This is a genomic window from Streptomyces sp. BA2, from assembly GCF_009769735.1.
In the GTDB taxonomy this organism is placed as follows: domain Bacteria; phylum Actinomycetota; class Actinomycetes; order Streptomycetales; family Streptomycetaceae; genus Streptomyces.
The window spans coordinates 564,746-589,786 of sequence record NZ_WSRO01000002.1; the positions used below are offsets into that span (position 1 = coordinate 564,746).

Below are 25,041 nucleotides of genomic sequence, written 5' to 3' on the forward strand. Positions count from 1 at the left end.
CATGATCAGCCAGTGGCAGCTGCGGGCCGCCTTCGCCGCCCGGCTCTCGGAGATGTACGGGCGGGAAGTCCCGGCCTACAACACCCTCGTGGACGTCTCGCGCGAAGTGAACGAGGACGCCTTGCGCGCGCAGGGCGCCGATGCCGAACGGCTCGGTTCCATCAGCCGGGTCACGGCGGAGCGGCACGGCGCCATCCGTGTGGGCACTCCCACCGAACTGCGCCACGTCGCCCGGATCTTCGGCGCGCTCGGCATGCGTCCGGTCGGCTTCTACGACCTGCGGGAGGCGGCCGCGAGCGCGGTGCCTGTCGTGTCGACGGCGTTCCGTCCGGTGGACGCCGAGGAGTTGGCGCGCAACCCCTTCCGGGTCTTCACCTCGCTGCTCACGCCCGCGGACCCACGCTTCTTCGACGCCGAGCTGCGCTCCCGCCTGGAGACGTTCCTGGCCGGGCGCGAGCTGTTCCCTCCGGAGCTGCTCGCCCTGGCGGACCGGGCCGAGGCAGAGTGTGAACTGCCCGAGGCGGATGCCGAGCGCTTCCTCCAACTCGCCGTCCAGGCCTTCGAGCTGTCCACCGAACCGATCGACAAGTCCTGGTACGAGGAGTTGGAAAGGGTATCGGCGGTCGCCGCGGACATCGGGGGCGTCCGCTCCACCCACATCAACCACCTCACCCCGCGCGTCCTGGACATCGACGAGCTGTACCGGCGCATGACCGACCGCGGCATCGAGATGATCGACACCATCCAGGGCCCGCCCGGCTGGAAGGGCCCCGACCTGCTGCTGCGCCAGACGTCCTTCCGTGCCCTCGCCGAACCGCGCGCCCTGCGCCTGGCCGACGGCAGCGTGACCCGCGGCGCCCTGCGGGTGCGGTTCGGCGAGGTCGAGGCCCGCGGAATCGCCCTCACCCCGGCGGGCCGCGCGCTCTACGACCGCCTGCTCACCCTCGCCGACGCCGAGACCGCCCGACGCCCCGCGGCCGATCGCACCGAAGTGGCCCGCGCCCTGTGGAGCGCACACGTACCGGCCACCGAGCGGGAGCTCGCCGCACAGGAGCTGGCCTACTTCACCTACCGCGCCACACCAGACCGTCCACACGACGGCACCCAACCTCCCGCCACCATCGACGCGTTGGAGAGCCGAGGCTGGGTGCGGGCCGACCCTGTCGTCTACGAGGACTTCCTGCCGCGCTCAGCCGCCGGCATCTTCCAGTCCAACCTCAGCGGCGAGGGATCGCGGAACACCGAGCAGGAAGGCACCGCGTACGACAGTGACTGGCTCTCCGGCGCCATCGGCCGCGAGGTCCTCGACCCGTACGCCCTGTACGAACACCAGCAGAGTCTCTCGATCACCCAGATCGGCCGCGAACTGGGCCTCGACATCGACGGCACCCACGACTGACCCTGCCCCCGACCCACAGACCTCACCTCACCTCACCTCACCTCACCTCACCTCACCCAGGGAGCATCATGACCGGCACCACCGTGCCCGCCACGGACGACCTGCGTACCCGTGCCCGCACGAGCCTGCGGCACATCGGCGTGACCGTCCCGGAGGGCGGCGACTTCCAGGCGCGTACGCCCATCACGGGCGAGGACCTCTTCGGCCTGACCGCGTCGACCGCCGCCGATACCGAGGACGCCGTCGCCGCCGCCCGCGAGGCGTTCCTCACGTGGCGCACCACGCCGGCCCCGCGCCGTGGTGAACTCGTGCGCCGTCTGGGGGAGTTGCTGCGCGACCACAGGAACGACCTGGCCGACCTGATCACGATCGAGGCGGGCAAGATCCGCTCCGAAGCGCTCGGCGAGGTCCAGGAGATGATCGACATCTGCGACTTCGCGGTCGGCCTCTCGCGCCAGCTCTACGGCCGCACCATCGCCTCCGAGCGCCCCGGCCACCGCCTCGCCGAGACCTGGCACCCGCTCGGTGTGGTCGGAGTGATCTCCGCGTTCAACTTCCCCGCAGCGGTGTGGTCGTGGAACACGGCGGTGGCGCTCGCCTGCGGTGACACCGTGGTCTGGAAGCCGTCCGAGCTCACCCCGCTGATCTCGCTGGCCTGCGACCGGCTGCTGGCCCAGGCCGCGAAGGAGACCGGCGCGCCCAGCGACGTACACCGTCTCCTGCTCGGCGGCCGTGCCGTGGGCGAGCGGCTGGTCGACGATCCGCGCGTCGCGCTCGTCAGCGCCACCGGTTCCACCCGCATGGGGCGTGAGGTCGGCCCGCGCGTGGCGGCCCGGTTCGGGCGCAGCCTGCTCGAACTCGGCGGCAACAACGCCGCGGTCGTGGCTCCGTCGGCCGACCTCGACCTCGCGGTGCAGGGCATCGTCTTCGCGGCGGCGGGCACGGCGGGCCAGCGGTGCACCACGCTGCGCCGTCTCATCGTCCACCGCGGCATCGCCGATGCCCTCGTCGCGCGCCTGACGGCCGCGTACACCAAGCTCCCCATCGGTGACCCGTTCGACGAGAACACCCTCGTCGGCCCGCTCATCTCCCCTGCCGCCCTCGACGGCATGCAGGACGCTCTCGCCCGCGTACAGGCGCAGGGCGGCAAGATCCTCGCCGGCGGCAACAGGCGCCTTGCGGACGCGGCGCCGGGGGCCGCTTATGCCGAACCGGTCGTCGTCCGGGTCGACGAACAGACCGACGTCGTACGCCAGGAGACGTTCGCCCCGATCCTGTACGTGCTCACCTACGACACCCTGGAGGAGGCCATCGCCCTGCACAACGACGTCCCGCAGGGTCTCTCCTCCAGCATCTTCACCCGCGACCAGCAGGAGGCCGAGCTCTTCCTGTCCTGCGAGGGCTCCGACTGCGGCATCGCCAACGTCAACATCGGCACGTCCGGCGCCGAGATCGGGGGCGCGTTCGGCGGCGAGAAGGAGACGGGCGGCGGCCGCGAGTCCGGCTCCGACGCCTGGCGCGCGTACATGCGTCCGGCCACGAACACCATCAACTACTCGGGCCGCCTCGCCCTGGCCCAGAACGTCAGCTTCCTCTAAGGGGCTGGAGGCACCTCTGCGCCGGACAGGCGGTGCCCCTTGGTATGGGGGTCGCCAAGGGGCACCGCTGAACGCTGCCCAGGGCTGTTCAAGCCCTCAAAGGTCGCGCCGGAAAAGCTCCACGATCACCGCCCAGAGGGCGCGGCCCACCAGGGCCGCCGTGATGCGTGTCGCGAGATCCTGCCCCACCTTTGTCCGCATGGACGACTTGCGCTCGGCCATATCTCCTCCTCTCGGTTCCGGGGCGCCCAACCCGGCCGCCGTATGACGGCCGACCCCGGGCGCCCCTCCCCCAACGCGAGAAAGAGACGAGGGCAACATACCTATGGATGGCGGGAGTTCGGAAGTGGAACTCTTGATCAGGGGGCGAGGGAGATGCCGGCGGCGACGGGAAGGTGGTCGCTGCCCGTGGCGGGCAGCGTCCGGACGTGGGTGACCGTCGCCGAGCGCGCCATGATGTGGTCGATCCGCGAGACCGGGAAGGACGCGGGCCAGCTGAAGGCGAAGTCCCGTCCCACCGAGTCCAGACGTGTGGTGACCGGGTCGAGGCCACGGTCGTCCACCGTGCCGTTGAGGTCACCCAGCAGGATCACCTTCTCCAGCGCCTCGGCGGCCAGTACCGCACCCAACAGGTCGGCGCTCTCGTCCCGTCGCCCGGAGCTGAAGCCGTGCCACTGGACGCGCACCGAGGGCAAGTGGGCGACGTACACCGCGACATCACCCCATGGCGTACGAGCTTTCGCCCTCATCCCGCGGTTCCAGTCCTTCCCGACCCCCTCCGGCCTGATGTCCACCGCCCTGATGTCCGTCAGCGGATGCTTCGACCAGAGGCCGACCGTGCCCCTCACCGCCCGGTAGGGATACTCCGGGGCCAGCTCCCGCTCGTACGTCCGCAGCGCAGTCGGCGTCAGCTCCTCCAGGGCTATGAGATCCGGGCCTGAGTCGCTCAGGGCGCGGGCCGTGCCCGCGGGGTCGGTGTTCACGTCGCTGACGTTGTGCTGGACGGCCGTGATGTCGTGGCTGCCATCGTCCCCGGCGGTCACCCGCCCGCCGAAGAGGATCCCCCAGGCGGCCACCGGCAGCAGCAGGGCCGCCAGTGCCAGGGCCGATCGGCGCAGCAGGGCCAGGGCGAGCAACAGGGGAACGGCCAGGCCGAGCCAGGGCAGGAACGTCTCAAGGAGGCTGCCGAAGCGGCCGACGGTGTTGGGCACGGCGGAGTGGAACGCCAGCAGGGCCGCGGTCAGGACGGCGAGCGCCGCGAGAATCCGGCCGCGCGTCCAGGGGGACCTGCCTTTCGCGTCCACTCCCCGCCGCAGCCGGGCGCCGCGGCCCGGCCACCGCCGCAGGCGCGGATTCCGCGTCTCCGGCGCCGCCCCGCTGTCCAGCCGCTCCACTGAGCTCCCCTGTCTCCCCCCGCTCCCCGGCTGTGAGCGTCGCGTGGCTGGAAGGACGCCACCATCGGGTGATCAGGTTCCGGCCGCCGGATGCGGGGCACGCGGGCAAAGGGAAGACTGGGGACCGCGTGTCCATACACGCGTGTCCGCACACGCGAGTCCGCACACGCCCGTCCGCTCTCCGTCGAAGGGACCTGCAGTGGCCGACCTCTACGCCCTCGTCGGAGAGCACCTCGAAAAGGCCCGCGCCGCCGCGCACGGGCGCAGCGCCGAGTTGCTCCTGCACGACGGTCCGCTGCGCCAGAGCCTCATCGTGCTCATCAACGGACACGAGCTGAGCGAGCACGAGACGCCCACGGCCGCGACCCTGTTCGTCCTGCGCGGGCGGGTCGGGCTCACCACTGCGAGCGATACGCTCGAACTGGGCGAGGGTGAGTTCGCGCCCATCCCGCACGAGCGCCACGGCCTGACCGCGCTGGCCGACTCGGCCGTCATCCTGACGGCCGTCACCGAGGTCTGAAGTCTGAAGTTCCGAGCAGGCGGCGCTACGCCGCCGCGATGCCCTTGAGCCACTCCTCGACGGCGACGACCTCCGCCCACTGCGGAAACAGTTTCCCGATCAGGAGCGCGTGCACCTCGGGGTCCAGGTCGAGGCAGGCGTCCGACAGGACGGTGAGTCCGAGGTCCCGGTCGTTCGCGTGACACGCGGTGTGCAGCACTACGCCGCTGGTGGCGATGCCGGTGAGAACGAGGTTGTTGATGTCGCGCGCCCTGAGCACCAGGTCCAGGTCACTGCCCGAGAACGCGCTCCCGCGCCGCTTGGTGACCACGGTGTCGCCCGGCCGAGGCGCGATGTCGGGGTGGATCTCGGTGCCGGGCTCGCCCTCGATGTGCAGACCCGCTCGCGCCACTGCCGTGAGCGCCTTGTTGCGGGTGCTGACGTCCGGATAGCCCGGCCGTAACGCGATGGCCACGTAGATCACGGGGATGTCCGCCGCGCGGGCGCCGTCGATCGCACGGCGCAGGCGCGGCAGATATCCCGAGCCGTCGTCGGCGAGGTCCACGATCTCGCGCTGGACGTCCATCACGAGGAGGGCGCTGTTCCTGTTCGCCATGGCTGTCGTCCCTTCGTTCACGGCCGTACCGCCACCGCATCCACCTCGAACAGCATCCCCGGCAGCGCGAGCGAGGCCACACCGCTCAGCGTCTGCGCGGGGAGCCGGTCGCCGAAGCGGGCGTGCAGCGCCTTGCCCAGGGCCTCCAGTTTGTCCAGGTCGTGGTCGACGATGAAGGTGCCGAGCCGTACCACGTGCTCGTATCCGAGGCCGACCCCTTCCAGGGCCGACAGCAGCCTGTCGAAGGCCAGGTCCACCTGGGCGGCGAAGGCGCCGGGCACAGGGGCTCCGGTGGCGTCGGAGGCGTACTGGCCGCCGATGAAGACGAGTTCGCCGGGTGCCGATGCGGCGTGGCTGTAGCCGAACGGCGTCGGGTCGTGGAGGGTGTCCGGGTTCGTGATCGTGCGCTGATCGTTCGTCATGTCTGCTCGAACTCCGGCGGGGGCCCGCCCATTCCGCGAGGGCGGAGCCAATCGCCGCCCGGTGTGATCCCGGTGCGATCATGGCGCGTGATGAATGCCGATGAAGAGTGTGCCGAGCGCGAGGCCGCGGGGGACGGATGGCCGGACATACCGGGTGACACCGCGCTCACCATCAAGCTCCCCGAAGCCGACCCGCTGGTCCGGGCGGGGTTCCCGGCCCATGTGACGGTGCTCTACCCCTTCGTGCACGAGAGCCGCCTCGACGCCGCGGCCCGCCGCGAACTGTCCGGTCTCTTCGCCGGGCACGACGCCTTCACTCTGACCTTCGCCGAGTTCGCCCGCTATCCCGGTGTGCTCTACCTCGACCCGTGGCCGCACGCCCCGGTCACTGCCCTGACCAAGGACCTCACCGAGCTCTGGCCGGAGGCCGTGCCCTACCGGGGGATCTTCGACCCCCCGCTCACCCCGCATCTGACGGTCGCGAACAGCGAGGGCCCCGCGACCCAGGACGCCGCGTACGACGCGTTGCAGGCCGAACTGGAACCCCTGCTGCCGCTGAGCTGCCGTGTCCGCGCGGTACACCTCATCGCCTGGGACGGCACACGCTGGCAGGACCGCGCCGAGTACCGCCTCGGCTCGTGATCGCGGAAGCCTCGCGGCCCGAGATGCGGGACTCCCTTTTCGGCGATATGCCTGACTCACCGGAACTGATTCCGCGACCTCGCGGACTCCCCTTCCTCGGCGTCCTCGTCTACCTCATCGCCCGTGGCCGCAGCATGGGCGAGCGGGATGTGGCGCAGGCCAAGGAGCAGGAGCAGGCGTTCCGCGCCTACGTACAGAAGGCGGCCGGCTCAGGGCCGGGTGGCGGTCACGTCGACGAGCTGGCGCGGCTCGCCGAGCTGAGGAAGAACGGCGACATCACCGCCGAGGAGTACGAGAAGGCCAAGGCGAAGGTCCTGGCCTGACCGGCTACGGTCGGCGGGCGCCCACGCGCACGGGGAGTTTCTGCACGCTGTTCCCCACGAAAGAGGCGTGGCGGGGCAGGTCGGGTTCCGGGACGGCCAGGTCGAGGTCGGGGAAGCGGCTGAAGAGCTGCTCCAGGGCGATGGTGGCTTCCATGCGGGCCAGCGGTGCGCCCATGCAGAAGTGCGCGCCGTGGCCCAGGGACAGGTGCCGGGTGGTGGTGTTGTCGCGGGTGATGTCGAAGCGGTCGGCGTCGGGGCCGTGCGCCTGCTTGTCGCGGCCCGCCGCGGAGTAGCCGGCCAGGACAGGGGTGCCCTTGGGGATGACCGTGCCGTCGAGTGTGAGGTCACGGGTCGGGTAGCGGAAGGGGAAGTAGCTGACGGGGCTGTCCCAGCGCAGGGTCTCTTCCACCACGTCCGCCCAGCTCACCTTGCCGGCCTTGGCCAGGGCGAGCTGTTCGCGGTGGGTGCACAGGGCGCGTACGGCGTTGGTGATGAGGTTGAGGGTGGTCTCGTGCCCGGCGATGATCGTGAGCATCAGGGTGCCGAGCAGCTCGTGCGGGCTGAGCCGGTCGCCGTTCTCCTCACGGGCCGCGATCAGGGCGCTGGTCAGGTCGTCGCCGGGGCTGGCGGCGCGGGCGGTGGCGACCGCTCCGAGGACTTCCACCATCTCCCGGTTGGCGGCCATCGCCTCTTCGGGGCCGATGTCGGTGGCGACGATCTGGTTCGACAGGTGGTGCAGCCGGTCGTGGTACTCGGCGTCCACGCCCAGGAGTTCGCAGATGACCCCCATGGGCAGCGGCAGTGCGAAGTGTTTGCGGAGGTCGGCCACGCCGTCGCCCGCCGCGGCCTCTTCCAGGTTGTCGAGCAGCTCGGTCGTCAGGGCCGTGATCCGCGGCTGGAGCTCCGCCACCCGGCGCGCGGTGAACGCCTTGCCCATCAGGGAGCGCAGCCTGCGGTGGTCGGTGCCGTCGGCGGTGGTCATGCCCTGCACCGTCGCGAACGTCTTCAGGGGCCAGCCGTCGGCTATCTCGCCTGCCTGCAGCGCGGCGAAGTGCTGTGCGTTCTTGGCGACATCGGGGTGCGCGAGGAACTCCTTGAGCGCGTCATGGCCGAGGACCGCCATGCCCTGTACGTCACCGGGCAGCACCACCGGCGTGACGGCGCCGCGGGACAGGAGCCGGGCGTTGTCCGCGTGCGGGCAGCCGCCGGCCGGGTCGAAGCGGTGCGGCCGGCTTGCTGCGGCGTCGGTGTTCACCGGTGACGTGTTCAACGGGCTCTCCTGGTCGAGGGGGCGGGTCGGCCGCGGCCGATGGCTGACGGGGTGGCCGGTCAGAGCACGGCCTGGGCCTCCGGCAAGGGTGCCGAATGCTGCGACAGGACAGGGGCGGTGAAGCGGACGGGGAGCGCGGCGAGTCCCCTGCTCCAGGGTGACTTGATCCACTCCAGTTCGTCCTGCGGGATGGCCAGTTCGAGGTCGGGAAGGCGGTGGCGGATCGTGTCCACGGCGGTACGGGTGATGAGCCGGGCCGGGTCCTGGGCGGGGCAGATGTGCGGGCCCGCGCCGAAGGCCAGGTGCGAGCGGTTGCCCACGACCGGTGCGCCGTCGTCCGGGAGGATCTGCGGGTCCGCGTTGGCGCCCGCCAGACCGAGGATGAGCATGTCGCCGGTGCGGACGGACTGCCCGCCGAAGGTCATGTCCCGGGTGGCATAGCGGGCGGGGAAGTTCTGGGTGGGCGGGAAGCGCCACAGGACCAGGTCGAGTGCGTCGTCCACGCTGAGGTGGCCGCCGGTCAGCGAGGAGCGGAACTGCGGGTCGCACAGCAGGATGCGCAGAGTGGTGGCGATCCAGTTGACGGTGGTCTGGTTGCCCGCGACGAACATGACGACGAGGTTGTGCAGGACCTCTTCGTCGGTGAGCCGGGCCGGGTGGTGCAGCAGGGCCGACGTGATGTCGTTGCCGCGGCGGCGCCGCTTCTCCTCGATCAGCTGGAGCAGGATCGCGCCCATGCGCTTGCTGGCGTCGGCGGAGTCAGCGGTGGCGGCGACGGTTCCGGCGACGGCCTCCACCAGGTGACGCCCTGTCTGTTCGTCCACGCCGAGCAGCGCGGTGATGACGCGCATCGGCAGCTTGCGCGCGTAGTCGGCCACCAGGTCGGCCTCGCTGCGCTCCGCGAACGACACGATCACCTGCTCGGCGGCGGCCCGCACGGAGCGCCGCAGTTCGTGGCCGTTGATCCCGGCCAGCGCGGCGGAGACGGCGGCGCGCATCCTGCGGTGCTGCTGTCCGTCGGCGAACAGCAGGGCAGGGCGCCAGCCCACCATGGGCAGGATCGGTGAGTCGGCGGGCACACGGCCTTCCCGCAGCAGGCTCCAGCGGCGCGGGTCGTGCGAGAAATCCTGCTCGTCGCGGGTCAGTTGGAGCACTTCGCGGTGGCCGATGACGAGCCAGGCGTCGACGCCTGGGGCGATGGCGACGGGCGCCACCGGCCCGTGGTCGCGGCGCAGTTGCTCGTACAGGGCGGGCAGGGCGTCGCCGTCGAGGTCGGGTCCGTGCAACGCGGTCGGCGCCGGAGCTCCGGTGACCGGGCAGCGGGCGGGCGGTCCGGCCGCGGCGTGGGGCGAGGTCATGAGGTCTCCGTGGCGACGTGGATGAGGTGCTGGACGAGGGCGATCAGGGCCCGGACCGAGGACGCGGGGTCGCGTGCGTCGCAGGTCACCACGGGGGTGCCGGGGAGCAGGTCGAGTGCGGTGCGCAGATCGTCGGCGGTGTGCTGGGGGCTGCCGGGGAAGATGTTGACGGCCACCGCGAAGGGCAGCCCGAGCTCCTCCAGGTTGCCCAGGGCGTCGAAGGACGCCTCCAGGTCACGCGTGTCCACCAGGGCCAGGGCACCGAGCGCGCCCTTGGCCAGGTCCCGCCAGGCGGGCAGGAACCGCTGCTGGCCCGGGGTGCCGAACAGATAGAGCACCAGCTCGCCGTCGATGGTCATCCGGCCGAAGTCGAGGGCCACGGTCGTGGTCGTCTTGCCGCCGGCCGCGACGGTGTCGACCCGGGCGCCCGCCTGGGTCATGACGGCCTCGGTGGACAGGGGTTTGATCTCCGAGACGGTGCCGATCAGGGTGGTCTTGCCGACCCCGAGCGGCCCGACGACCAGGATCTTGGCCGCGCCGGCGACGCTGGAGGTGAGGTACTTCCCGGAACCGGCGGGCCGCGGGGCCGGTGCCGGTGCGTCAGAGGCGGCTTTCGAGACCATGGAGGACCTTTCTGAGCATGGTCACATCGGTGTGTTCGGCCGGGGGAACGGGCGGGCGGGTCACGATGAGCCCCCATTCGAGGAGATCGCAGAGCAACACCTGTACGACCGAGGGGGGCTGGCCGATGTGGGCGGCCACCTCGGCCACCGAGAGGAGCCCCTGGCAGTGCGCCAGGATGGTCTGGTGCTCGGGCTGGAGCGAGGCGGGAAAGGCCGCGTCCGTCGCCATCACCAGGGACTCCCAGGCCAGCGCCTCGGTGTCGGCTGCCGCCCGCCCGCGAGTGATCACGTACGGGCGGATCGCCGAGGCCGTCGGCTCCTCCGGCCGCGGTTCCGTCATGACGCCGCGGCGGCCGGATCCCGCGGCTGGCTGCTCAGGTGCGAGCCGATCTTCACCACGAGCAGCTGCATCTGCTGGGCCACCAGGCCGACGTCCGCTTCCAGGTCGGTGGCGACCCCCAGGTGCGCGCCCACACCGGCGTGCGTGAACAGCACGAAGCCGTGGTCGGACTCCAGCATCAACTGCCGTACGCCGGCGCCGGAGCCGAAGAGCAGCGCGGTCGTGGAACGGCCCGTCATGGTCATCGCCGCACAGGCCGCGGAGAGGGACTCGGCTTCGGCGACGCTGAGGTCGGCCACCGGGCCGGTGAGGTTCTCCGCGGAGGCGTGTCCGAGCCGAAGGCCGTCCTCGGAGACCACCACGCTGTGCCGGACCCCGGGGATCTCGATCAGGGGGCGGAGCATCCAGCCCAGGTCGGGAAGGGGGGTGATGATTCCGGTCACTGCCGGCCTCCGTCATGCTCGTCAGGGGTGGGGGGTTGGGTCGGTGCCGCGGTCGGCCGGGGCTCCGCCGACGGGTTCGCCTCCCGCTCCGCAGGCTGAGCCGCGTCGGCGTCGAGGGCCGCGCGGCCACGGAGCGAACCGGACACCACGCTGGCGATCGACGCACGCGCCGCCTCCGGCGTCCAGGGGGTCGTGGGTGCGGCGGGTGGTGCCTGCCGCTGCCCCGGGCCCGGCCGGTGCGGAGCTCCCGGGGCCGCTTGGCGCCGGTTGCGCCGCCGGGGCAGACCGGCAGGTGTCTCGCGCGCGGGAGGCACACCCGGTGCGGCCCGGACGGAGAACTCTTCGTGTGCGGCGGGGTCGTGCTGGTCGTGCGTCCGCGCGTCGACGTGCTCCGGCGACCCGCCGGGAACCATCGGCTGCCGTACGGGGACGGCCGCGGGCCCGGGCTCGGTGGCCTGCTGCGGCGGAGCCGGCTGGCTGCTCGCCCGGTGGGATCCCGTGAGCCGCGAGGGCGGTTCGGTGAGCAGGCGGAAGGGCACGAACGTCACCGCACGCGTGCCGCCGTAGGCCGAAGCCCCGCTCAGCTCCACGTTGAAGCCGAGCTCCCGGCTCCAGCGGCCCACGCAGGCCAGGCCGAGGCGCGGCACCGCGCCGAGGCGGGCCAGGTCCTGGTCGTCGCGGAGCTGGCCCATCGCCCGGTGCAGCACGTCCGGCGGCATCCCGAGTCCGGCGTCGTCGATCTCCAGGACCGCTCCGGCCCCCACCTCGCGGATGGTGACGACGACTTGGGAGCGCGAAGGCGAGAACACCGTGGCGTTCTCCAGGAGTTCGGCGATGGCGTGCATCAGCCCTTCCACCGCGGGCGGCACGGCGTACAGCGTCTGTCCGCCGTGCACCTCGATCCGGCTGTACTCCACGATCCGCGACTGCGCGCCGCGTACGCAGTCGTACAGCGAGACCGGCCGTGTCTCCCTGCGGGCGGGCCAGATCCCGCACATGACGAGAAGCGTCTGGGCCTTGCGGGTCATCTGTGCCGCCGCGTGGTCGGCCTTCATCACCTCGCCCATGAGGTGCGGGTCGTCGATGGAGCGCTCGACCCGGTCGAGAACCTGCTGCTGCACGGTGGCCATCGCGTGCATGGTGCGCGCGACGGACTCGAACGCGGCCTGCACCGAGTCGCGCAGTCCGCGCTCGCGGCGCACCGCCTCGTCCGACCCCAGGGCGACGGCCACGGCGGACAGGGCCCGCGCGAACTGCTCACCGGTCTCCGCGGGCGCCGCCAACGGCCCCGGCACACCCTCAAGGCGCTGCCCGGCGCGTACGCGCTCCGCGATCGCCGGGAGCCGTACACCGGCGAGGTGCGTGACCTCGGCCTCCCGGGCCGCGGCAAGGCGCTCCAGCCGGGCGCGGTCGGCCCGCTCGGCGGACAACTGCCGCACCAGCAGCAGCACCCAGGCGAGCAGCAGCACCGCGACCGCGGCGCAGCCGCCGGCCAGGACCTGCCGCCACTCCGCCGCGGCATCCAGTGCGGCGAGCACCGCGCCCGCGATCGCGAGGACCACGGCCATCAGCCAGACCACGGCCTCGCGGCCCACGGACCCGCGCCTGAGACGGCTCACCACGCCGCACTTGCCCCGGCGGTCCTGCACACCTTCACCACGACGAACGAACCCTCCCCGAACGCACCGAACTCCCTTACGAATGGGGAGCGTGGCGATCTTAGGTCAACTCGGCCTTTTCTGGCTGGCCGTTCGGGAAGCTCGCCTTCCGGCGCGCGGGTCCCTGCCCAGGGTTGGCCGAAACTACTGCCCGGTAAGGCGGCATCGGGCAAGCAGAGTTGCCGGGTCGGTGGTCTCCGGACGCGGCACGGTTCGGCTGGGCGGCGGCTGCTTCCCCCGGTCGAGCCAGGCCTCCATCGCCGTGAAGGCGGAACGGTGGCAGGGCACCAGAGGACGCAGCTTGCCGGGGAACGTGTCGACGAGTGAATCGACGTGCGTGCCGCCTTCGACGCGGTAGTAGCGGAACAGGCCGCCGCGGCCCGCGCCACGCACCATCTTCGCGTAGACGTCCGAGTCCTTGCTGATGGGCAGTTGGACGTCGAGGGTGCCGTGCAGGGTGATCAGCGGTTTGCCGATGCGTCCGGTCAGGGCGATCTTCCGCACGGCGTCGCGGACTTCCCGCGGCCGGGTCGCGTACGCGTAGTCGGCGTCGCACGCCGGTGTCCCCGGCGCGCAGAAGGGAGTTCCGGCCTCGGTCGCGCCGTCGTAGCCCGGGTCCAGCTCCTCGCGGTAGATCCGCTGGGTCAGGTCCCAGTAGACCTGGTGGTGATAGGGCCACAGGAACTCCGAACCGGCGGGGAACCCGGCGGCGACCATCTCCTGACGGGCCTTGTCCGCTCCTTCACCACCCGCCGCGTAGGTCGGATAGGCGCGCAGCGCGGGCGGCAGGAAGCCGAGCAGGTTCGGCCCCTTGGTCCGCCACAGCGTGCCTTCCCAGTCCACTCCCCCGTCGTAGAGCTCGGGATGGTTCTCCAACTGCCAGCGCACCAGGTAACCGCCGTTGGACATGCCGGTGGCCAGCGTGCGCGCAGGAGGCCGGTGGTACCGCTGGGCGGCCACGGCCTGGGCGGCGCGGGTGAGTTGAGTGACGCGCGTGTTCCATTCGGCGATGGCGTCGCCCGGCTCGGCCCCGTCCCGGTAGAAGGCGGCGCCGGTGTTGCCCTTGTCGGTCGAGGCGAACGCGTAGCCCTGGGAGAGCACCCAGTCGCCGATCGCGCGGTCGTTGGCGTACTGCTCACGGACGCCGGGTGTGCCCGCGACCACGAGGCCGCCGTTCCAGCGGTCGGGCAGGCGGATGACGAACTGGGCGTCGTGCTTCCAGCCGTGGTTGGTGTTGGTCGCCGAGCTGTCGGGGAAGTAGCCGTCGATCTGGATGCCGGGCACGCCGCGCGGTGTCGTGAGCCCGGCGGGGGTCAGGCCCGCCCAGTCGGCCGGGTCGGTGTGGCCCGAGGAAACCGTCCCCGCGGTGGTCAACTCTGCGAGACAGGCGGCCTCTTGGCGTTCGGCGCCCGGCACCTGCAGCCTCGCCGGTGACCCGCAGTGCCCTGCGCCGCCGCCTCGGTCTGCGCCGGGCTGTTTGGCGGCGGCTGGAACCGCGGCGAGCGTGACGAGCAGCGCCGTCAGGGCGAGGGCGCTGATACGTCGGGGCGGATGTGTGGCGGGCACGGGTTCCTCCGGTGGGCGTGAATGCGTACGGCGGTTGCCGAGCGGGGGCGATCAGGGGCAGGCGCCGTCGGCGATGACGTAGTAGCCGGTGGGCGACTCCTTGAGGGTGTGCGTGACAGCGGTGTTGTAGAGGCCCAAGTTCTGGTTCGAGCCCTTGGCGTAGGCGTAGCCGCCGCTGGTGGTGGCTCGTCCGGCTTGGACCTGCTGGTAGTTGTTCGCTTTCCAGCACTTGGCGGCGGAGCCCGTGGTGGAGGCGGTCACCTGGGACGACCGCGCCCCTTCCGCGCCGTCCGGGTCGCGGGCGGCCACGCTGTACGTGTGGCTGCCGCCGGGGCTGAGGCCGGTGTCCGTGAACGGAGGGCCGGTCGGGGTGGCGACACGCGTGCCGTCCCTGTAGACGGCGTAGGACGCGGCGTCGGTGACGCTGTTCCAGTTCAGGGTGACGGAGGTGTCGGTGGCGCCGGTCGCCGCCAGGCCGCTCGGGGCCGGCAGACCGACGGGGTCGGGGGCGGAGCCGTCCAGGCCGAAGAAGCCGGTGATCCAGTGGCTGGAGCAGATGGAGTCGATGAAGTTCGCCGTCCCGGTCGCACCGCACTGCTCCGCGCCCGTCCCCGGGTCGACCGGGGTGCCGTGGCCGATGGAGGGGACCCGGTCGACTTCCACGGCTACGGTCCCGTCCGTCCCAAGGTATTGCTCCCTGCGCGTCGAGTCGGGGCCGATGACGGAGGTGCGGTCCGGGCTCTGGTCCAGGCCGTGGACGGCGGTCCACTGATCACGCAGTTCATCGGCGTTCTTCTTGGCGACGGTGGGGTCGTTGTCGCCGTGCCAGATCGCCACCCGCGGCCAGGGACCCGTATGGCCGGGGTAGGCGTCACGGACGCCTTGCGCCCACGCCGAGGGGGTGCGGTCGACGCCGGGGCTCATGCAGCTGTACGCGGACAGCACGTCGTCGGCACAGTCGTACGGCAGGCCCGCGACCACGGCGCCCGCCTTGAACACGTCCGGGTAGGTGGCGAGCATCACCGACGTCATGGCGCCGCCGGCCGACAGACCGGTGGCGTACACCCGCTCCGTGTCGCCGCCGTACGCGGAAGCGGCATGCGTGACCATCTGGCGGATCGAGGCCGCCTCGCCCTGCCCGCGTCGCGTGTCTCCCGGCTGGAACCAGTTGAAGCACTTGCTGCTGTTGTTGGCGGACGTCTGCTCGGGGAAGACGAGCAGGAATCCGTGCTGGTCGGCGAATTTCACCAGGCCAGCGTTGTCGGCGTAGATCTGCGCGCTCTGAGTGCAGCCGTGCATGGCCACCACCACGGCGGGATTCGCCGCCAGGGTCGTCGGCCGGTACACGTGCATGTTCAGACTGCCGGGGTTGGCACCGAAGTCGCCGACCTTCTCCAGGGCGACGGCCGCCTGCGCCGAGGGCGGCGGCGAGAACACCGCTCCGGTCACGACCAGGCCCACGACGGCGGTCACCCTTCCCAGGGCCCGGCGCCACCGCCCCTTGCGGGGAGGCGGTCCTGCGGACGGCTGTGACCGTTCGGACGGCTGCGGAGGGAAACGGCTATCGTACGACGGCATGGCGGCTCCCGACGGAGGGTGTGCCGGCAACCGTAGGAGCCACCGCAAGCGGTGCAGAATGGCGACGGACGCCACAAGAACATCAACTACCGCTGGTGTCGGACATGTTGCTGCGCGGTCCTTGTCCGTGCTACCGACACGGCCTTGTCGGTACCGGAGTAGGCGCGGAGAGGAGAGGTATGCAGCCGCCGTCCACGATCGGCCAGCTCGTGGCCCTCGTACTGCTCCTTCTGCCGGGGCTGACCTATCAGTTCCTGCGCGAGCGGTGGCGGGGCCCGGTCGCCGGGGAGGCGCAGCTCGGGGAGCGAGTACTGCGCGCGATCACGGCGAGTGTGGCCTTGAACGGGTTGTACGCCATTGTCGCGGGGCCCGTCCTTGTCGAGGCGTGGCGCAAGGCGGAGCGCTCCGGGCCGAGCGCGCTGGCGGCCGAGCATCCGCGGGCGATCGGGCTGTGGGCGCTGCTGCTCTTCCTTGCGGTGCCCGCGGCGGCCGCGGCCGCGGTCTCCTACCGGGAGCGGCGACGTGCCCGCTCCGTGTACCGGCCCGTGCCCACGGCGTGGGACTACGCCTTCGGCACCCGGGCCGACAGCGGACGGCGCTTCGTGCGGGCGCGGCTCAAGGACGGTACGTGGGTCGGGGGTTGGTTCGGCACCCGGTCGTACGCCTCGGGCTATCCGCAGGAGGCGGACCTGTACCTGCAAGTGTCGTACTGCATGGGCGCGGACGGCTCCTTCGGGCCGCGAGTGGAGTCCACGGACGGGATCTATCTCCGCATGGCTGATCTTGACATGGTGGAACTGCTCAACGCCCCTGAAAGGACCGGGAATGACAGCACCGGATGACGAACTGACGCCGTGGGAACAGTATTTCCTCGACGACCCCGGTGAGCACCGCGGCTACCAGCCCATCGGGGAGGCGAACGACCCGGACGAGCCTCCGGAGCCGCCGCAGGGCCCCGCGGGCGCGTCGCCCCCGGACCCCGACGCACCCGCTCAGGCTCAGGCACCCGCATGAAGGTGCGCCGCCCACAGCGACGGGGCGCGCACCAGATGATCGCGGGCGGTGCGGACGGCCGTGTGGAGGGAGCGTGCCGCGTGGCGGGCGTCGACCGCTCCCGGCTCGGTGGCCAGCTCGGCGTAGAAGGCATCCGCGAGGTGGGCGGCGAAGCGGTCGTTGATCTCCCACAGGGTGCCCACCACATGGCGGAAGCCCGCTAGTTGGAACGCGGTGGTGAGGTGGATCGCCTCGTCGACGAGGTCCGTGGAATCGCTGACGGCGGTACGGCAGGCGGAGAGGTACGCCAGTTGGGCGCGGTCGAGGGCGACGGGCGCGAGGCCCGCCACCGTCAGCGGGCGCTCCCGGTGGTCGTGCAGAAGCAGACGGCTGCGGGAAGGGTCGGCGGGGTCGCTGACGCCGTGGCACGCGAAGTGCGCGACGGCACAGTCCGGGAGGTGGCCGAGGACGTCGGCCGTGGACGCCTCGGTGAGCATCACCGGGCGGGGCAGCCGGGCGGCGACGCGCTCGGCTTCCACCTGGGCGTTGGGCAGGTCCGTGGCACCCGGCGTCCTGGCCATGACGGAGATCAGCGAAACCCCGGGGGTCCCGGACGTCGCGGGAAGTGCACGGCGTGCGTGGCGCAGGGCGTGCACGGTGGGGGTGTAGGAGGAGACGACCCGGTCCATGACCGTGCGCTCGCCCCGGCCTCGTACCGCCTCCTTGTGGTGTCCGGCGGCGTGCAGCGGCAGCGTGCTCACCGCCCCGCCGGGCGCCCACCAGACGCGGGGCAAGGCCACGCCCTCCGGTGGCGTCCCGTGGTGGCCCAGGTGGTCGAGGACGGGCCCGGCGGCGACGTCCCACAGCCAGCAGAGGACGTCGTGCAGCACCTGCTGTGCCGCCATCCGCGTGGACTCCTCCGGGGCGGCGGTCCTGGCCAGGGCCCGGTGGAAGTCGGCGGCCCGCTCGGCGAGCGTGTCCGGGTCGAGGCCCGGCAGCGGCAAGTGCGTCACGCCGTCGGAAGTCAGCAACAGGGCGTCGCTGCGCAGGGCCGTCACGTTGAGCACGACGATCGCCCCCTCATCGGCCTGGGCGCGCAGTTCCGCGTCGTCCGGCGGCAGCAGGAACGACGCGAAGCCGTCGAGCGCGCGGATCTCGGCCAGTGTCTCGGTGAGTTCGGCGGTCAGCCGTCGGCGGGCTTCCGTGCCGGTGGGCCGTAGCGGGTCGCCGGGCGTGATGGATTCGAGCGGGTCGTGGAGGGCCGCGTTGTCGAGCCGGCCGCGGAGCCGGACGAAGCGCGCCGCCAGGTCGGGGCTGCGCTCGCGCAGCCCCGCCAGATCACCGCGGGTCGCGAGGAGTTGGCCGAGGAGCACGGCCCGCCCCTGTTCCAGGAGACGCAGGGCGTGGGCCGGTTCCGCGCCGGCCGCCAGGGACCGGGCCGCGGCCTCCGCGGCAAGGCCGGAGAACTGGCGCAAGGTGTGCTGCTGGTCCCAGCGGTTGAGCTCGCGGGGTGCGGTCAGTGGCAGCAGGCGCACCGCGTCCGCCATCAGGCCCGCCGCTTCGACCGGGTGGTCGTCGCCGATCAGAGCTGCCGCCAGGCGGGCGGTCTCGACGCGTAGGGAGGGCGCGGCCTCTGTGTCCTGCGTGACTTCGCCCAGGAGGGCGAGCGCCTCCCGCGCCGCATCCGATGCCCGCGCAGATGCCGATACCGATGTCGCAAGCAGCGCCTGCGCGAGCCGCCACACCCGTGCCGGGCGGCGTGTGTCCCCCGACGACAGCGCCGCGAGCGAGCGCCGGTGCGCGGCGACGGCCTCCTCCAGGTCCCGCTCACTGCCGCCGCTCCCCCGGCGGGCGTAGAGAGCACTGCCCAGGTTGGACTGGCACTGCCCGTGGGAGGGGTGACCGGCCGGTGCCGCGTCGGCCGCGGCACGCAGCAACTCGACCGCGGCATCCAGGTCGTGCGGGTCCCCGGTGCCGAGCTTGTGCCGGTCCCAGTGGATCGCGGCGGCATTCGCCAGCGCGGCCGGCCTGCGCGGATGGCCTGACGGCAGCATGCGCTCCACCTCCGCGGCCAGGTCCGCCGCCGCCGAGAGGTCCGCGGGGTCGGCGGTGCGCCGATGACGGGCCAGCAGCATCGCCTGCAGTCCGCTGAGGGCCAGGTCGCGCTCTGGATGGTCGGCGGGGAGCGCGGCGACCGCCTCTTCGCACGCCGCCCGCGCCGCCGCCATGTCGTCGTGCGAGCCGGAAGTGTCGGCCCGCTGCCACAGGGCGCGGCCGAGGACGTTCCACAGCCGCGGCCAGTCCGCGTGGCCGGGGGTCGCGGTGTTGACGGCTTCCCGAGCTGCCACCACGGCGGCGTCCGTGTCGCCGCGCTCCATCAGCGCGGTGGCCAGAGCGCTCAAGAGCCGCTGCCTGCGCGGGGATTCGGGCGGCATGGCCGCGACCGCCTCGCGGAGCACGGCCACTGCCGCGGCGGCCTCGTCCGGATCACCGGAGCGCCGGAAGGCCGCGAGCCGGGCATTGCTCAATTCCAGCAGCCGGTTGACGTGCCTGGGATCGTCGGGGTCCCCCGCGGCCACCGCCTGCCGTGCGGCGTCCAGGGTGGCGTCGAGGTCGTCCGCGTTGTTCGACAACTCGTAGGCGCGCAGCAGGGCGGCGGCGAGGCCCGTCAGCACGTCGGCGTGGTCCGGTCCTTCCCCGAACCCCGCGGCCAGCGCCTGCCGGGCGGCGGCCACGGCCCGGGCGAGGTCTTCGGGGTCCTGCCTCCAGTCGAACCGGGTGATCAGCGCGACGCTGAGGTTGGCCAGGCACTGGACGCGGACGTCATAACCGACCGGGGTCACGCGCACGGCTTCCTCGTGGGCGCGTACCGCCTCGTCGAGGTCGGCGCCCTTCGCCGCGCCCGCCGCCTCGGCCCGGTGCCGCAACCGCTCGCCGAGCTGCGAGAGACAGTACGCGCGCAGCCAGGGATGCTCGGCGGCGGCGTCCACCGCCGCGCGGCAGAGCCGCACCGCCTCGGTGAGTTCCTCGGCCGAGCCGGTCGTGCCGCCACGGCCGCCCAGTGCGATGCCGAGCCGGACCAGGGCCTCGGCATGCGCCGGATGACCGGCGGGCGAGGCGGCGACGGAGGCGCGCAGGTCTTCGACGACCATGGCCGACGCGTTCTCGTGACCGGCGTCCACGGCCGCGTCGAAGGTGAGGTCTTCCCGCGCGGCGGCGTCGCTCAGCACGGCACGTTCGGCCTCGGTCAGCGGGCGGGGCCGTACGCGCCGGTCGGTGGGAATGTGCTCGGGGAGTGCGGCTTCCGCCATGCCCAGCGGCGTTCGCCCCTGCCGCAGTTCGGCGCATCTGAGTTCGGCGGACAGCGCCCGGCTCAACAGGGGCCCGCACGCGGCGCGGTGCGGGTGACCGGCCGGCAGCGCGTCCAGTGCCCGGCGGACGGCGCTCAGGGCCGCCTCGAGGTCGCTTTCGTCGCCGTGGCGCGCATACCGGTACGTACGCAGCCGGGCCACTTCGCCGGACACCTGCGCGCACAGCACGCCCGCCCCGGGGGTGTCGGGCACCTCGGGCACGTGGAGCAGCGCCTCGTCGAGGTCGGCGTCGGCGCCCGTCCGCTCGAACCGCATCCTCAGCGCGGCGACGAGGTTCGCCCCGACGACACCGCGCCCCGGATCGTCCGCGGGGCATGCCGCGACCGCAGCCCGACCGGACTCGACGGCCTCTTCGAGATCGGCGGCGGCCCCGGTCCAGCGGTACACGTACTGCTGGGCGAAACACAGCGAGTCCAGATAGGAGCGCCGGTCGGGGCTGCCGTCGGGCAGCGCGTCGATCAGGCGCCGACAGATGCGGGCGGCCTCCTCCAGCGACGCCCGGTCGAGGCCGTTGGTCATCACCTCGCTGAACAGGCGCTGCGCCCGGGATGCCGCTGCCTCGACGAGCCGTGGCAGCAGCGGCTGCGGCAGAGGTTCCAGGCCGAAGACGAAGCACGGCGTGAGCGCGTCGACCGCGGCCTGGAGGTCGGCGGGATCGCCGTCATCGGGCCGCACCGCGAACCGCGCCCAGTGACACCACCCGAGCACCAGCCGGGCCTGGCGATGCGCCCCTGGCCCGCACAGCTCCCGTGCCCCCGCGAGCAGCTCCGGATCCCGCACCCGCAGCGGGTCCCCGGAGCTCGCCGCGTCGTTCAGCAGTCCCCATGCCTCGTCGATGTCCACGCCAGTGACCCTAGGACCGGCAGGATCCTCAGGTCGCCGCGGCGTCCAGCGTCACCGGGCCGTACCGCGCGGAGGGGGCCTCGGTCGTGAGGGCCCAGTAGCGGTCGCCGTAGGACCAGTGCCACCACTCCGTGGGGTAGTTGACCAGGCCTGCCGTGGCGAGGGCCGCGGTGAGGGTGCGGCGGTTGCGGCGGGCGGCCGGGGAGATCAGGGCGCTGTCCATGTAGCAGGCGCCGTCGCTCTCCTCGGGGCTGGCGTTCACCGGGGTACCGAGGTCGAGTTCGGTGCCGGACGCGCTCCGCAGGGTGAGGTCGACGGCGGCGCCCGCGACGTGCGGGCCCACCTCCGGCGGTGAGAGAGAGCGGCTCGTCTGCTGATGGAGGTAGGCGTCCGACCAGTCGGGGTTGGCCTTCTTCAGCTCGGCGGCGTACTCCTCGAAGTACTGGATCTGCAGGGCCAGCGGCCGGTACCCCTCGGTGACCAGGAGGCGCAGGCCCTCGGGCAGCAGCCGGGCTGCGCGGGCCAGGCGCCAGGCCACGCCCTCACGGAGCTGGGCGTAGGCCCCGGCCGCGTCGGCGAGGCGGTCGTCGACGTCCACGAAGGGCAGTTGGCGCAGGTCCACGAGGGCTTCGCCGCAGTCGTGGACCGGGATGCCGACGACTCGGGGATCGTTCATGAGGATGATCGACGACATGATTGCCCCTTCGTGGCGACGGTGGCGGGCACAGCCCCGGGGACGGGCTGCCGCCCGCCCCCGGAGTCCCCTCCGTGCCCTGGCAGGGGCTCTACGCGACGAGCGGCCCACACGACCGACGGTGTCGGTGGTGTGGGCCGTACGAGGCATCAGTGGCCTTCCCCCGTGCTTCCCCCGTTGAATTCCGCTGAGTCCCCCGTTGTTTCCTGCGATCCCCCGATGGCGTCGGCGTGTTCACCCGCCGACAACCACAGCGTGACGCAGCCCGCTGTAAATTCTCTGCAAGTCCGGGACAAGCGGATTACAGGCCGCCCTTGAAGCACCCTCAGAGCCCGGGCTCGTTGCGTTCGCGCGCTTCGTACGCCGCGAAGACCTCGCGTGCCTCGGCGCGCAGCGCACCTGCCGCCGCCCTGTCCCCCGCGGCCTCGCGCGCCGCCGCGAGATCGCGCAGGGTGCGGGCGCGGGGCAGGGGAAGCCCGAGGTCGTTCCAGAGGGCGGCGGCCGCGGTCAGGTGCTGCTCCGCGGCGTCGAGGCGTCCCGCGGCGAGTTCGCACTCGCCGAGGGTGCGCAGGCCCAAGGCCTCGCCGAAGCGGTCGCGTTGGCCGCGGCAGATGTCGAGGACGTCGCGGATCTCGGCCTTCGCCTCGGCCGAACGCCCCAGCCTGATGCGGGATTTGGCCCGCGCCTGCATCGCGTACGCCAACATGAGCGGGTCCCCCAGGGTGCTGAGGAGGTCCACCGCACGGCTGGAGAGTTCCTCCGCCGCCTCATACTCGCCGAGCGAGCGGTGGACCAGGCCGAGCGAGCGCAGCGTGAGGGATTCGCCGCGGCGGCTGCCGAGCCTGCGGTAGGCCCGCAGCGATTCGTCGAGGAAGGCGCGGGATGCGGCGAAGTCACCGAGTTCGAGCTGGACGGACCCGGCGTAGCGGCAGGACAGGCCGAGGCCCGGGTCGTCGTGGAGTTCACGGAACCCGTCGACGGCGCGCACCAGCGTCTCCTGCGCCGCGCGCAGCCGCCCCGCTTCGCGCAGGGCGCTGCCGAGCCCGGCGAAGGCGGCCGCCTGTCCACGTACGTCACCGAGTTCGGCGCAGAGCATGGCGGCCTGCTTGAAGTAGCCCTGTGATTCGGGGAACCGGTCCTGTTCGTAGCGGAGTTGGCCAAGACCGATGAGCAACAGGGCCTCCCCCGCCCTGTCCTCGGCTCGGCGGGCGGCGGCCAGGGCCGCGTCGTGCGTGCGCCACCAGGCTTCGAAACGGTTGCCGACGGTGTACGCGGAGGAGCACAGGGCCGCGGCGGCTTCGCAGGACAGGGTGTGCAGATCGAGGGCAGCCGCGCGCTCGACGGCGGCGGCGATCGCGTCGGCCTCGGCCTCGAACCAGGCGGCCGGGTCGGCGAGTGCCCTTTGGGTGGCTTCCGGTCCGACGGGGCGGACGAGTTGCCGCAGGGAGCCGGCCGGGGATCCGTTCGGGCTGGTGGAGTCCAGGAGCCCGCGGTGCAGCTCAACAGCGCCCGAGGGTGTGGCGGACGCGGCGAGGCCGGTGAGCCAGAGCCAGGCGCCCAGTGCGCGGCCGACGGCGGCGGCCCGTTCGGCGGGCGGGTCCTCGGCGTCGGCGCGTTCGGCGGCGTACACGCGGACCAGGTCGTGGGGCCGGTAGCGGGGCTGGCCCGCGCGGTCGACGCCGGTGCAGTGCAGGAGCTGGGCGTCGATGAGCTGTTCCACGACGCGGTCCGCATCGGCCTCCGGCACGTCGAGCAGGGCGGTCACCACCCACGCGGCGACATCGGGCGCGGCGAGCAGGCCGAGGCGGCGCAGGGCGGTACGGGCGGGGGCGTCCAGGGCCCGGTAGCTCATGCCGAGTCCCGCGCGCACCTCCAGGTCGCCGACGGCGAGTTCGTCCAGGCGGTGGTGTTCGTCGGCGAGCCGGTCGGCGAGCATGCGCGCGGTCCAGTGCCGCCGGGTGGCGAGGCGGGCGCCGGCGATCCGGATGGCGAGCGGGAGCCCGCCGCACAGTTCGACGATGCGCCGGGCGGCGTCCGGCTCGTCCCTGACCCGCCGCTCCCCCGCGACGCGGCCGAGGAGTACGGTCCCCGGCTCGGTGTCGAGCACGTCGAGATCGGTGCGGTGGGTGCAGGGCAGGGCGCCGAGGCGGGCCCGCGCGGTGATGAGCACCCCGCACGTGGCGCTGCCGGGAAGCAGCGGGCGCACCTGGGACTCGCTGGCCGCGTCGTCGAGCACGAGCAGGACGCGGCGCCCGGAGACCAGGCTGCGGAAGAGGTCGCGCCGCTCGGCGTCCCCGTCGGGCGGATCTGCCCCCAGGGCGTAAAGGAGCCGGCCGAGGACTTCGCCGGGCGCCACGGGATCGGTGGCGCCCCGCAGCTCGGCGTACAGCTGCCCGTCCGGATACGCGTCGGCGACCTGGTGCGCCGCCCGGATGCCCAGCGTGGACTTGCCGACGCCGCCGGGCCCGGAAAGCACGACGACCGGCATGGCTTCGCGGGGGCCCGACAGCGCGTCCCGCACGTCGGCGAGCTGCGTGTCCCGGCCGGTGAAGTCGCCGATGGTGGGCGGCAGGAGGGCCGCCACCGGGACGGCGGCGGCCTCCCTTGAGGCGGGGCCGGGGGCGTCCGCCGCGGTGGGCAGCAGCCCTTCGTCGGCCCGCAGGATCGCCTCGTACATCCGGGTGAGGTCGGGGCCGGGATCGATGCCGAGCTCCTCCGCGAGTACGTCGCGGCCCTCCGCGTAGATCGCGAGGGCGTCGGCCTGGCGTCCCAACCGGTAGAGGGCGAGCATCAGTTGGCCGCGCAGGCGCTCCCGGGTGGGGTGTGTGGCGACCAACGCGGTGAGTTCGGCCACCAGTTCCCTCTCGCGGCCCGTCTGGGCCAGCTCCGCGGCGATCCGCTCCTCAAGGGCCGCCTGCCGCGCCTCCTCCAGCTGGTCGGCCATGGCCCGCAGCGTCTCGCCGATGCCGCCGAGCGCGGGGCCGCGCCACAGGGCGAGGGCGTCCCCCAACAGCCGGGCGGCCGCGCCGTGATCTCCTTCGGCGGCGGCCTGCCTGCCCTGTACGGCAAGGCGCTCGAACTCGACGCGGTCGACGAGGGTGGCGTCCGCGTGGATCAGATAGCCGGGCGGCCGGGTCTCGATGGCATCGGCGGACAGCGCGCGGCGCAGCGCGGAGACGTACGACTGGATCAGGGAACGTGCCGTGTCCGGCGGCCTCTCGCCCCAGATGGCGTCGATCAGCCCCTCGACGGACACCACGCGCCCAGGTTCCAGGAGCAGCGCCGCGAGCAGGGCCCGGGGCTTGGGTCCGCCGAGGCTGAGGCGGCGGCCCGCGCGCCACGCCTCGACCGGGCCCAGTAAGCGGTAGTCGGTGTCCGTGTCCAAGCCCGTCTCCATGGGTCCTTGCCCCG

General features: G+C 72.7%; 22 protein-coding genes. 7 read left to right on the forward strand and 15 right to left on the reverse strand.

The window, feature by feature from the left end; genetic code table 11:
* The first annotated feature begins 1 nt into the window (after position 1).
* Entirely contained in the window at positions 2–1,399 is a 1,398-nt protein-coding gene (gene hglS, locus E5671_RS05330; protein ID WP_160502680.1) for a 2-oxoadipate dioxygenase/decarboxylase, read from the forward strand.
* 68 nt (positions 1,400–1,467) lie between these two features.
* Complete coding sequence (amaB, locus tag E5671_RS05335; RefSeq protein WP_160502681.1) at positions 1,468–2,997, forward strand: L-piperidine-6-carboxylate dehydrogenase; 1,530 nt, start codon at positions 1,468–1,470, stop codon at positions 2,995–2,997.
* A 96-nt stretch (positions 2,998–3,093) separates the two neighbouring features.
* On the opposite strand, the gene E5671_RS46935 is transcribed toward amaB, so the two are convergent.
* Complete coding sequence (locus tag E5671_RS46935; protein WP_272902818.1) at positions 3,094–3,219, reverse strand: hypothetical protein; 126 nt, start codon at positions 3,217–3,219, stop codon at positions 3,094–3,096.
* 137 nt (positions 3,220–3,356) lie between these two features.
* Entirely contained in the window at positions 3,357–4,301 is a 945-nt protein-coding gene (locus E5671_RS05340; protein WP_160509998.1) for an endonuclease/exonuclease/phosphatase family protein, read from the reverse strand.
* 289 nt (positions 4,302–4,590) lie between these two features.
* Between E5671_RS05340 and E5671_RS05345 the strand changes: the two genes are divergently transcribed.
* Entirely contained in the window at positions 4,591–4,911 is a 321-nt protein-coding gene (locus E5671_RS05345; protein ID WP_160502682.1) for a cupin, read from the forward strand.
* Positions 4,912–4,936: 25 nt separating this feature from the next.
* Here the strand turns inward: E5671_RS05345 and E5671_RS05350 are convergent, their stop codons facing one another.
* Both E5671_RS05350 and E5671_RS05355 read right to left on the reverse strand, forming a co-directional pair.
* Entirely contained in the window at positions 4,937–5,506 is a 570-nt protein-coding gene (locus E5671_RS05350) for a cysteine hydrolase family protein (RefSeq protein ID WP_160502683.1), read from the reverse strand.
* 17 nt (positions 5,507–5,523) lie between these two features.
* A complete protein-coding gene (locus E5671_RS05355; protein WP_160502684.1) occupies positions 5,524–5,928 on the reverse strand; it encodes a RidA family protein in 405 nt (134 codons plus the stop codon).
* Between the two features lie 90 nt (positions 5,929–6,018).
* Between E5671_RS05355 and E5671_RS05360 the strand changes: the two genes are divergently transcribed.
* Positions 6,019–6,570: a 2'-5' RNA ligase family protein gene (locus tag E5671_RS05360; RefSeq protein WP_160502685.1), complete on the forward strand. Its 552-nt coding sequence runs from the start codon at positions 6,019–6,021 to the stop codon at positions 6,568–6,570.
* A 47-nt stretch (positions 6,571–6,617) separates the two neighbouring features.
* The gene (locus E5671_RS05365) at positions 6,618–6,893 is read left to right on the forward strand and encodes an SHOCT domain-containing protein (RefSeq protein WP_336605671.1); all 276 of its coding nucleotides are present in this window, start codon (positions 6,618–6,620) and stop codon (positions 6,891–6,893) included.
* Positions 6,894–6,897: 4 nt separating this feature from the next.
* Here E5671_RS05365 and E5671_RS05370 read toward each other — a convergent pair whose 3' ends face one another.
* The 8 genes from E5671_RS05370 to E5671_RS05405 all read right to left on the reverse strand — a co-directional run bounded on the left by E5671_RS05370 (position 6,898) and on the right by E5671_RS05405 (position 15,624).
* Positions 6,898–8,163, reverse strand: a complete 1,266-nt coding sequence (locus tag E5671_RS05370) for a cytochrome P450 family protein (RefSeq protein ID WP_160502686.1) — start codon at positions 8,161–8,163, stop codon at positions 6,898–6,900.
* A gap of 59 nt (positions 8,164–8,222) precedes the next feature.
* Complete coding sequence (locus tag E5671_RS05375) at positions 8,223–9,521, reverse strand: cytochrome P450 (RefSeq protein ID WP_160502687.1); 1,299 nt, start codon at positions 9,519–9,521, stop codon at positions 8,223–8,225.
* Positions 9,518–10,144, reverse strand: coding sequence for a GTP-binding protein (locus tag E5671_RS05380; RefSeq protein ID WP_160502688.1), 627 nt, complete (start codon positions 10,142–10,144; stop codon positions 9,518–9,520). Before E5671_RS05380 ends, E5671_RS05375 begins: the two co-directional genes overlap by 4 nt.
* Complete coding sequence (locus tag E5671_RS05385; protein ID WP_160502689.1) at positions 10,122–10,484, reverse strand: DUF742 domain-containing protein; 363 nt, start codon at positions 10,482–10,484, stop codon at positions 10,122–10,124. The genes E5671_RS05380 and E5671_RS05385 overlap by 23 nt, the downstream gene beginning before the upstream one ends.
* Positions 10,481–10,927 carry a roadblock/LC7 domain-containing protein gene (locus tag E5671_RS05390; protein WP_160502690.1) on the reverse strand — a complete coding sequence of 149 codons (447 nt, stop codon included), beginning with the start codon at positions 10,925–10,927 and terminating at the stop codon, positions 10,481–10,483. The genes E5671_RS05385 and E5671_RS05390 overlap by 4 nt, the downstream gene beginning before the upstream one ends.
* On the reverse strand, positions 10,924–12,495 hold the full coding sequence (locus E5671_RS05395) for an ATP-binding protein (protein WP_160510000.1): 1,572 nt from the start codon (positions 12,493–12,495) through the stop codon (positions 10,924–10,926). Before E5671_RS05395 ends, E5671_RS05390 begins: the two co-directional genes overlap by 4 nt.
* Before the next feature lie 234 nt (positions 12,496–12,729).
* Positions 12,730–14,151 (reverse strand): 3-hydroxybutyrate oligomer hydrolase family protein, encoded by a 1,422-nt coding sequence (locus E5671_RS05400; RefSeq protein ID WP_160502691.1) that lies wholly within the window; start codon positions 14,149–14,151, stop codon positions 12,730–12,732.
* Between the two features lie 51 nt (positions 14,152–14,202).
* Positions 14,203–15,624 (reverse strand): extracellular catalytic domain type 1 short-chain-length polyhydroxyalkanoate depolymerase, encoded by a 1,422-nt coding sequence (locus E5671_RS05405; protein WP_443032572.1) that lies wholly within the window; start codon positions 15,622–15,624, stop codon positions 14,203–14,205.
* 284 nt (positions 15,625–15,908) lie between these two features.
* On the opposite strand from E5671_RS05405, the gene E5671_RS05410 reads away from it, so the two are divergent.
* Both E5671_RS05410 and E5671_RS05415 read left to right on the forward strand, forming a co-directional pair.
* Positions 15,909–16,571 (forward strand): DUF6338 family protein, encoded by a 663-nt coding sequence (locus tag E5671_RS05410; protein WP_160502693.1) that lies wholly within the window; start codon positions 15,909–15,911, stop codon positions 16,569–16,571.
* Complete coding sequence (locus E5671_RS05415) at positions 16,555–16,743, forward strand: hypothetical protein (RefSeq protein ID WP_160502694.1); 189 nt, start codon at positions 16,555–16,557, stop codon at positions 16,741–16,743. The genes E5671_RS05410 and E5671_RS05415 overlap by 17 nt, the downstream gene beginning before the upstream one ends.
* On the opposite strand, the gene E5671_RS47365 is transcribed toward E5671_RS05415, so the two are convergent.
* The 3 genes from E5671_RS47365 to E5671_RS05430 all read right to left on the reverse strand — a co-directional run bounded on the left by E5671_RS47365 (position 16,728) and on the right by E5671_RS05430 (position 25,015).
* Complete coding sequence (locus E5671_RS47365) at positions 16,728–20,936, reverse strand: CHAT domain-containing protein (RefSeq protein WP_160502695.1); 4,209 nt, start codon at positions 20,934–20,936, stop codon at positions 16,728–16,730. The two genes, E5671_RS05415 and E5671_RS47365, sit on opposite strands and share 16 nt — an antisense overlap.
* A gap of 28 nt (positions 20,937–20,964) precedes the next feature.
* A complete protein-coding gene (locus E5671_RS05425; RefSeq protein WP_160502696.1) occupies positions 20,965–21,630 on the reverse strand; it encodes a M15 family metallopeptidase in 666 nt (221 codons plus the stop codon).
* Between the two features lie 325 nt (positions 21,631–21,955).
* Positions 21,956–25,015, reverse strand: a complete 3,060-nt coding sequence (locus tag E5671_RS05430) for an AfsR/SARP family transcriptional regulator (protein ID WP_237330109.1) — start codon at positions 25,013–25,015, stop codon at positions 21,956–21,958.
* Positions 25,016–25,041: the final 26 nt, after the last annotated feature.

Coding starts and splice junctions, on each gene's coding strand:
- E5671_RS05380 (WP_160502688.1), bottom strand. CDS start 10,144: ATGGTCTCGAAAGCCGCCTCTGACGCACCGGCACCGGCCCCGCGGCCC.
- E5671_RS05365 (WP_336605671.1), top strand. CDS start 6,618: ATGCCTGACTCACCGGAACTGATTCCGCGACCTCGCGGACTCCCCTTC.
- E5671_RS05410 (WP_160502693.1), top strand. CDS start 15,909: ATGCAGCCGCCGTCCACGATCGGCCAGCTCGTGGCCCTCGTACTGCTC.
- E5671_RS05385 (WP_160502689.1), bottom strand. CDS start 10,484: ATGACGGAACCGCGGCCGGAGGAGCCGACGGCCTCGGCGATCCGCCCG.
- hglS (WP_160502680.1), top strand. CDS start 2: ATGATCAGCCAGTGGCAGCTGCGGGCCGCCTTCGCCGCCCGGCTCTCG.
- amaB (WP_160502681.1), top strand. CDS start 1,468: ATGACCGGCACCACCGTGCCCGCCACGGACGACCTGCGTACCCGTGCC.
- E5671_RS05350 (WP_160502683.1), bottom strand. CDS start 5,506: ATGGCGAACAGGAACAGCGCCCTCCTCGTGATGGACGTCCAGCGCGAG.
- E5671_RS05375 (WP_160502687.1), bottom strand. CDS start 9,521: ATGACCTCGCCCCACGCCGCGGCCGGACCGCCCGCCCGCTGCCCGGTC.
- E5671_RS05425 (WP_160502696.1), bottom strand. CDS start 21,630: ATGTCGTCGATCATCCTCATGAACGATCCCCGAGTCGTCGGCATCCCG.
- E5671_RS05355 (WP_160502684.1), bottom strand. CDS start 5,928: ATGACGAACGATCAGCGCACGATCACGAACCCGGACACCCTCCACGAC.
- E5671_RS05415 (WP_160502694.1), top strand. CDS start 16,555: ATGACAGCACCGGATGACGAACTGACGCCGTGGGAACAGTATTTCCTC.
- E5671_RS05395 (WP_160510000.1), bottom strand. CDS start 12,495: ATGGCCGTGGTCCTCGCGATCGCGGGCGCGGTGCTCGCCGCACTGGAT.
- E5671_RS46935 (WP_272902818.1), bottom strand. CDS start 3,219: ATGGCCGAGCGCAAGTCGTCCATGCGGACAAAGGTGGGGCAGGATCTC.
- E5671_RS05360 (WP_160502685.1), top strand. CDS start 6,019: ATGAATGCCGATGAAGAGTGTGCCGAGCGCGAGGCCGCGGGGGACGGA.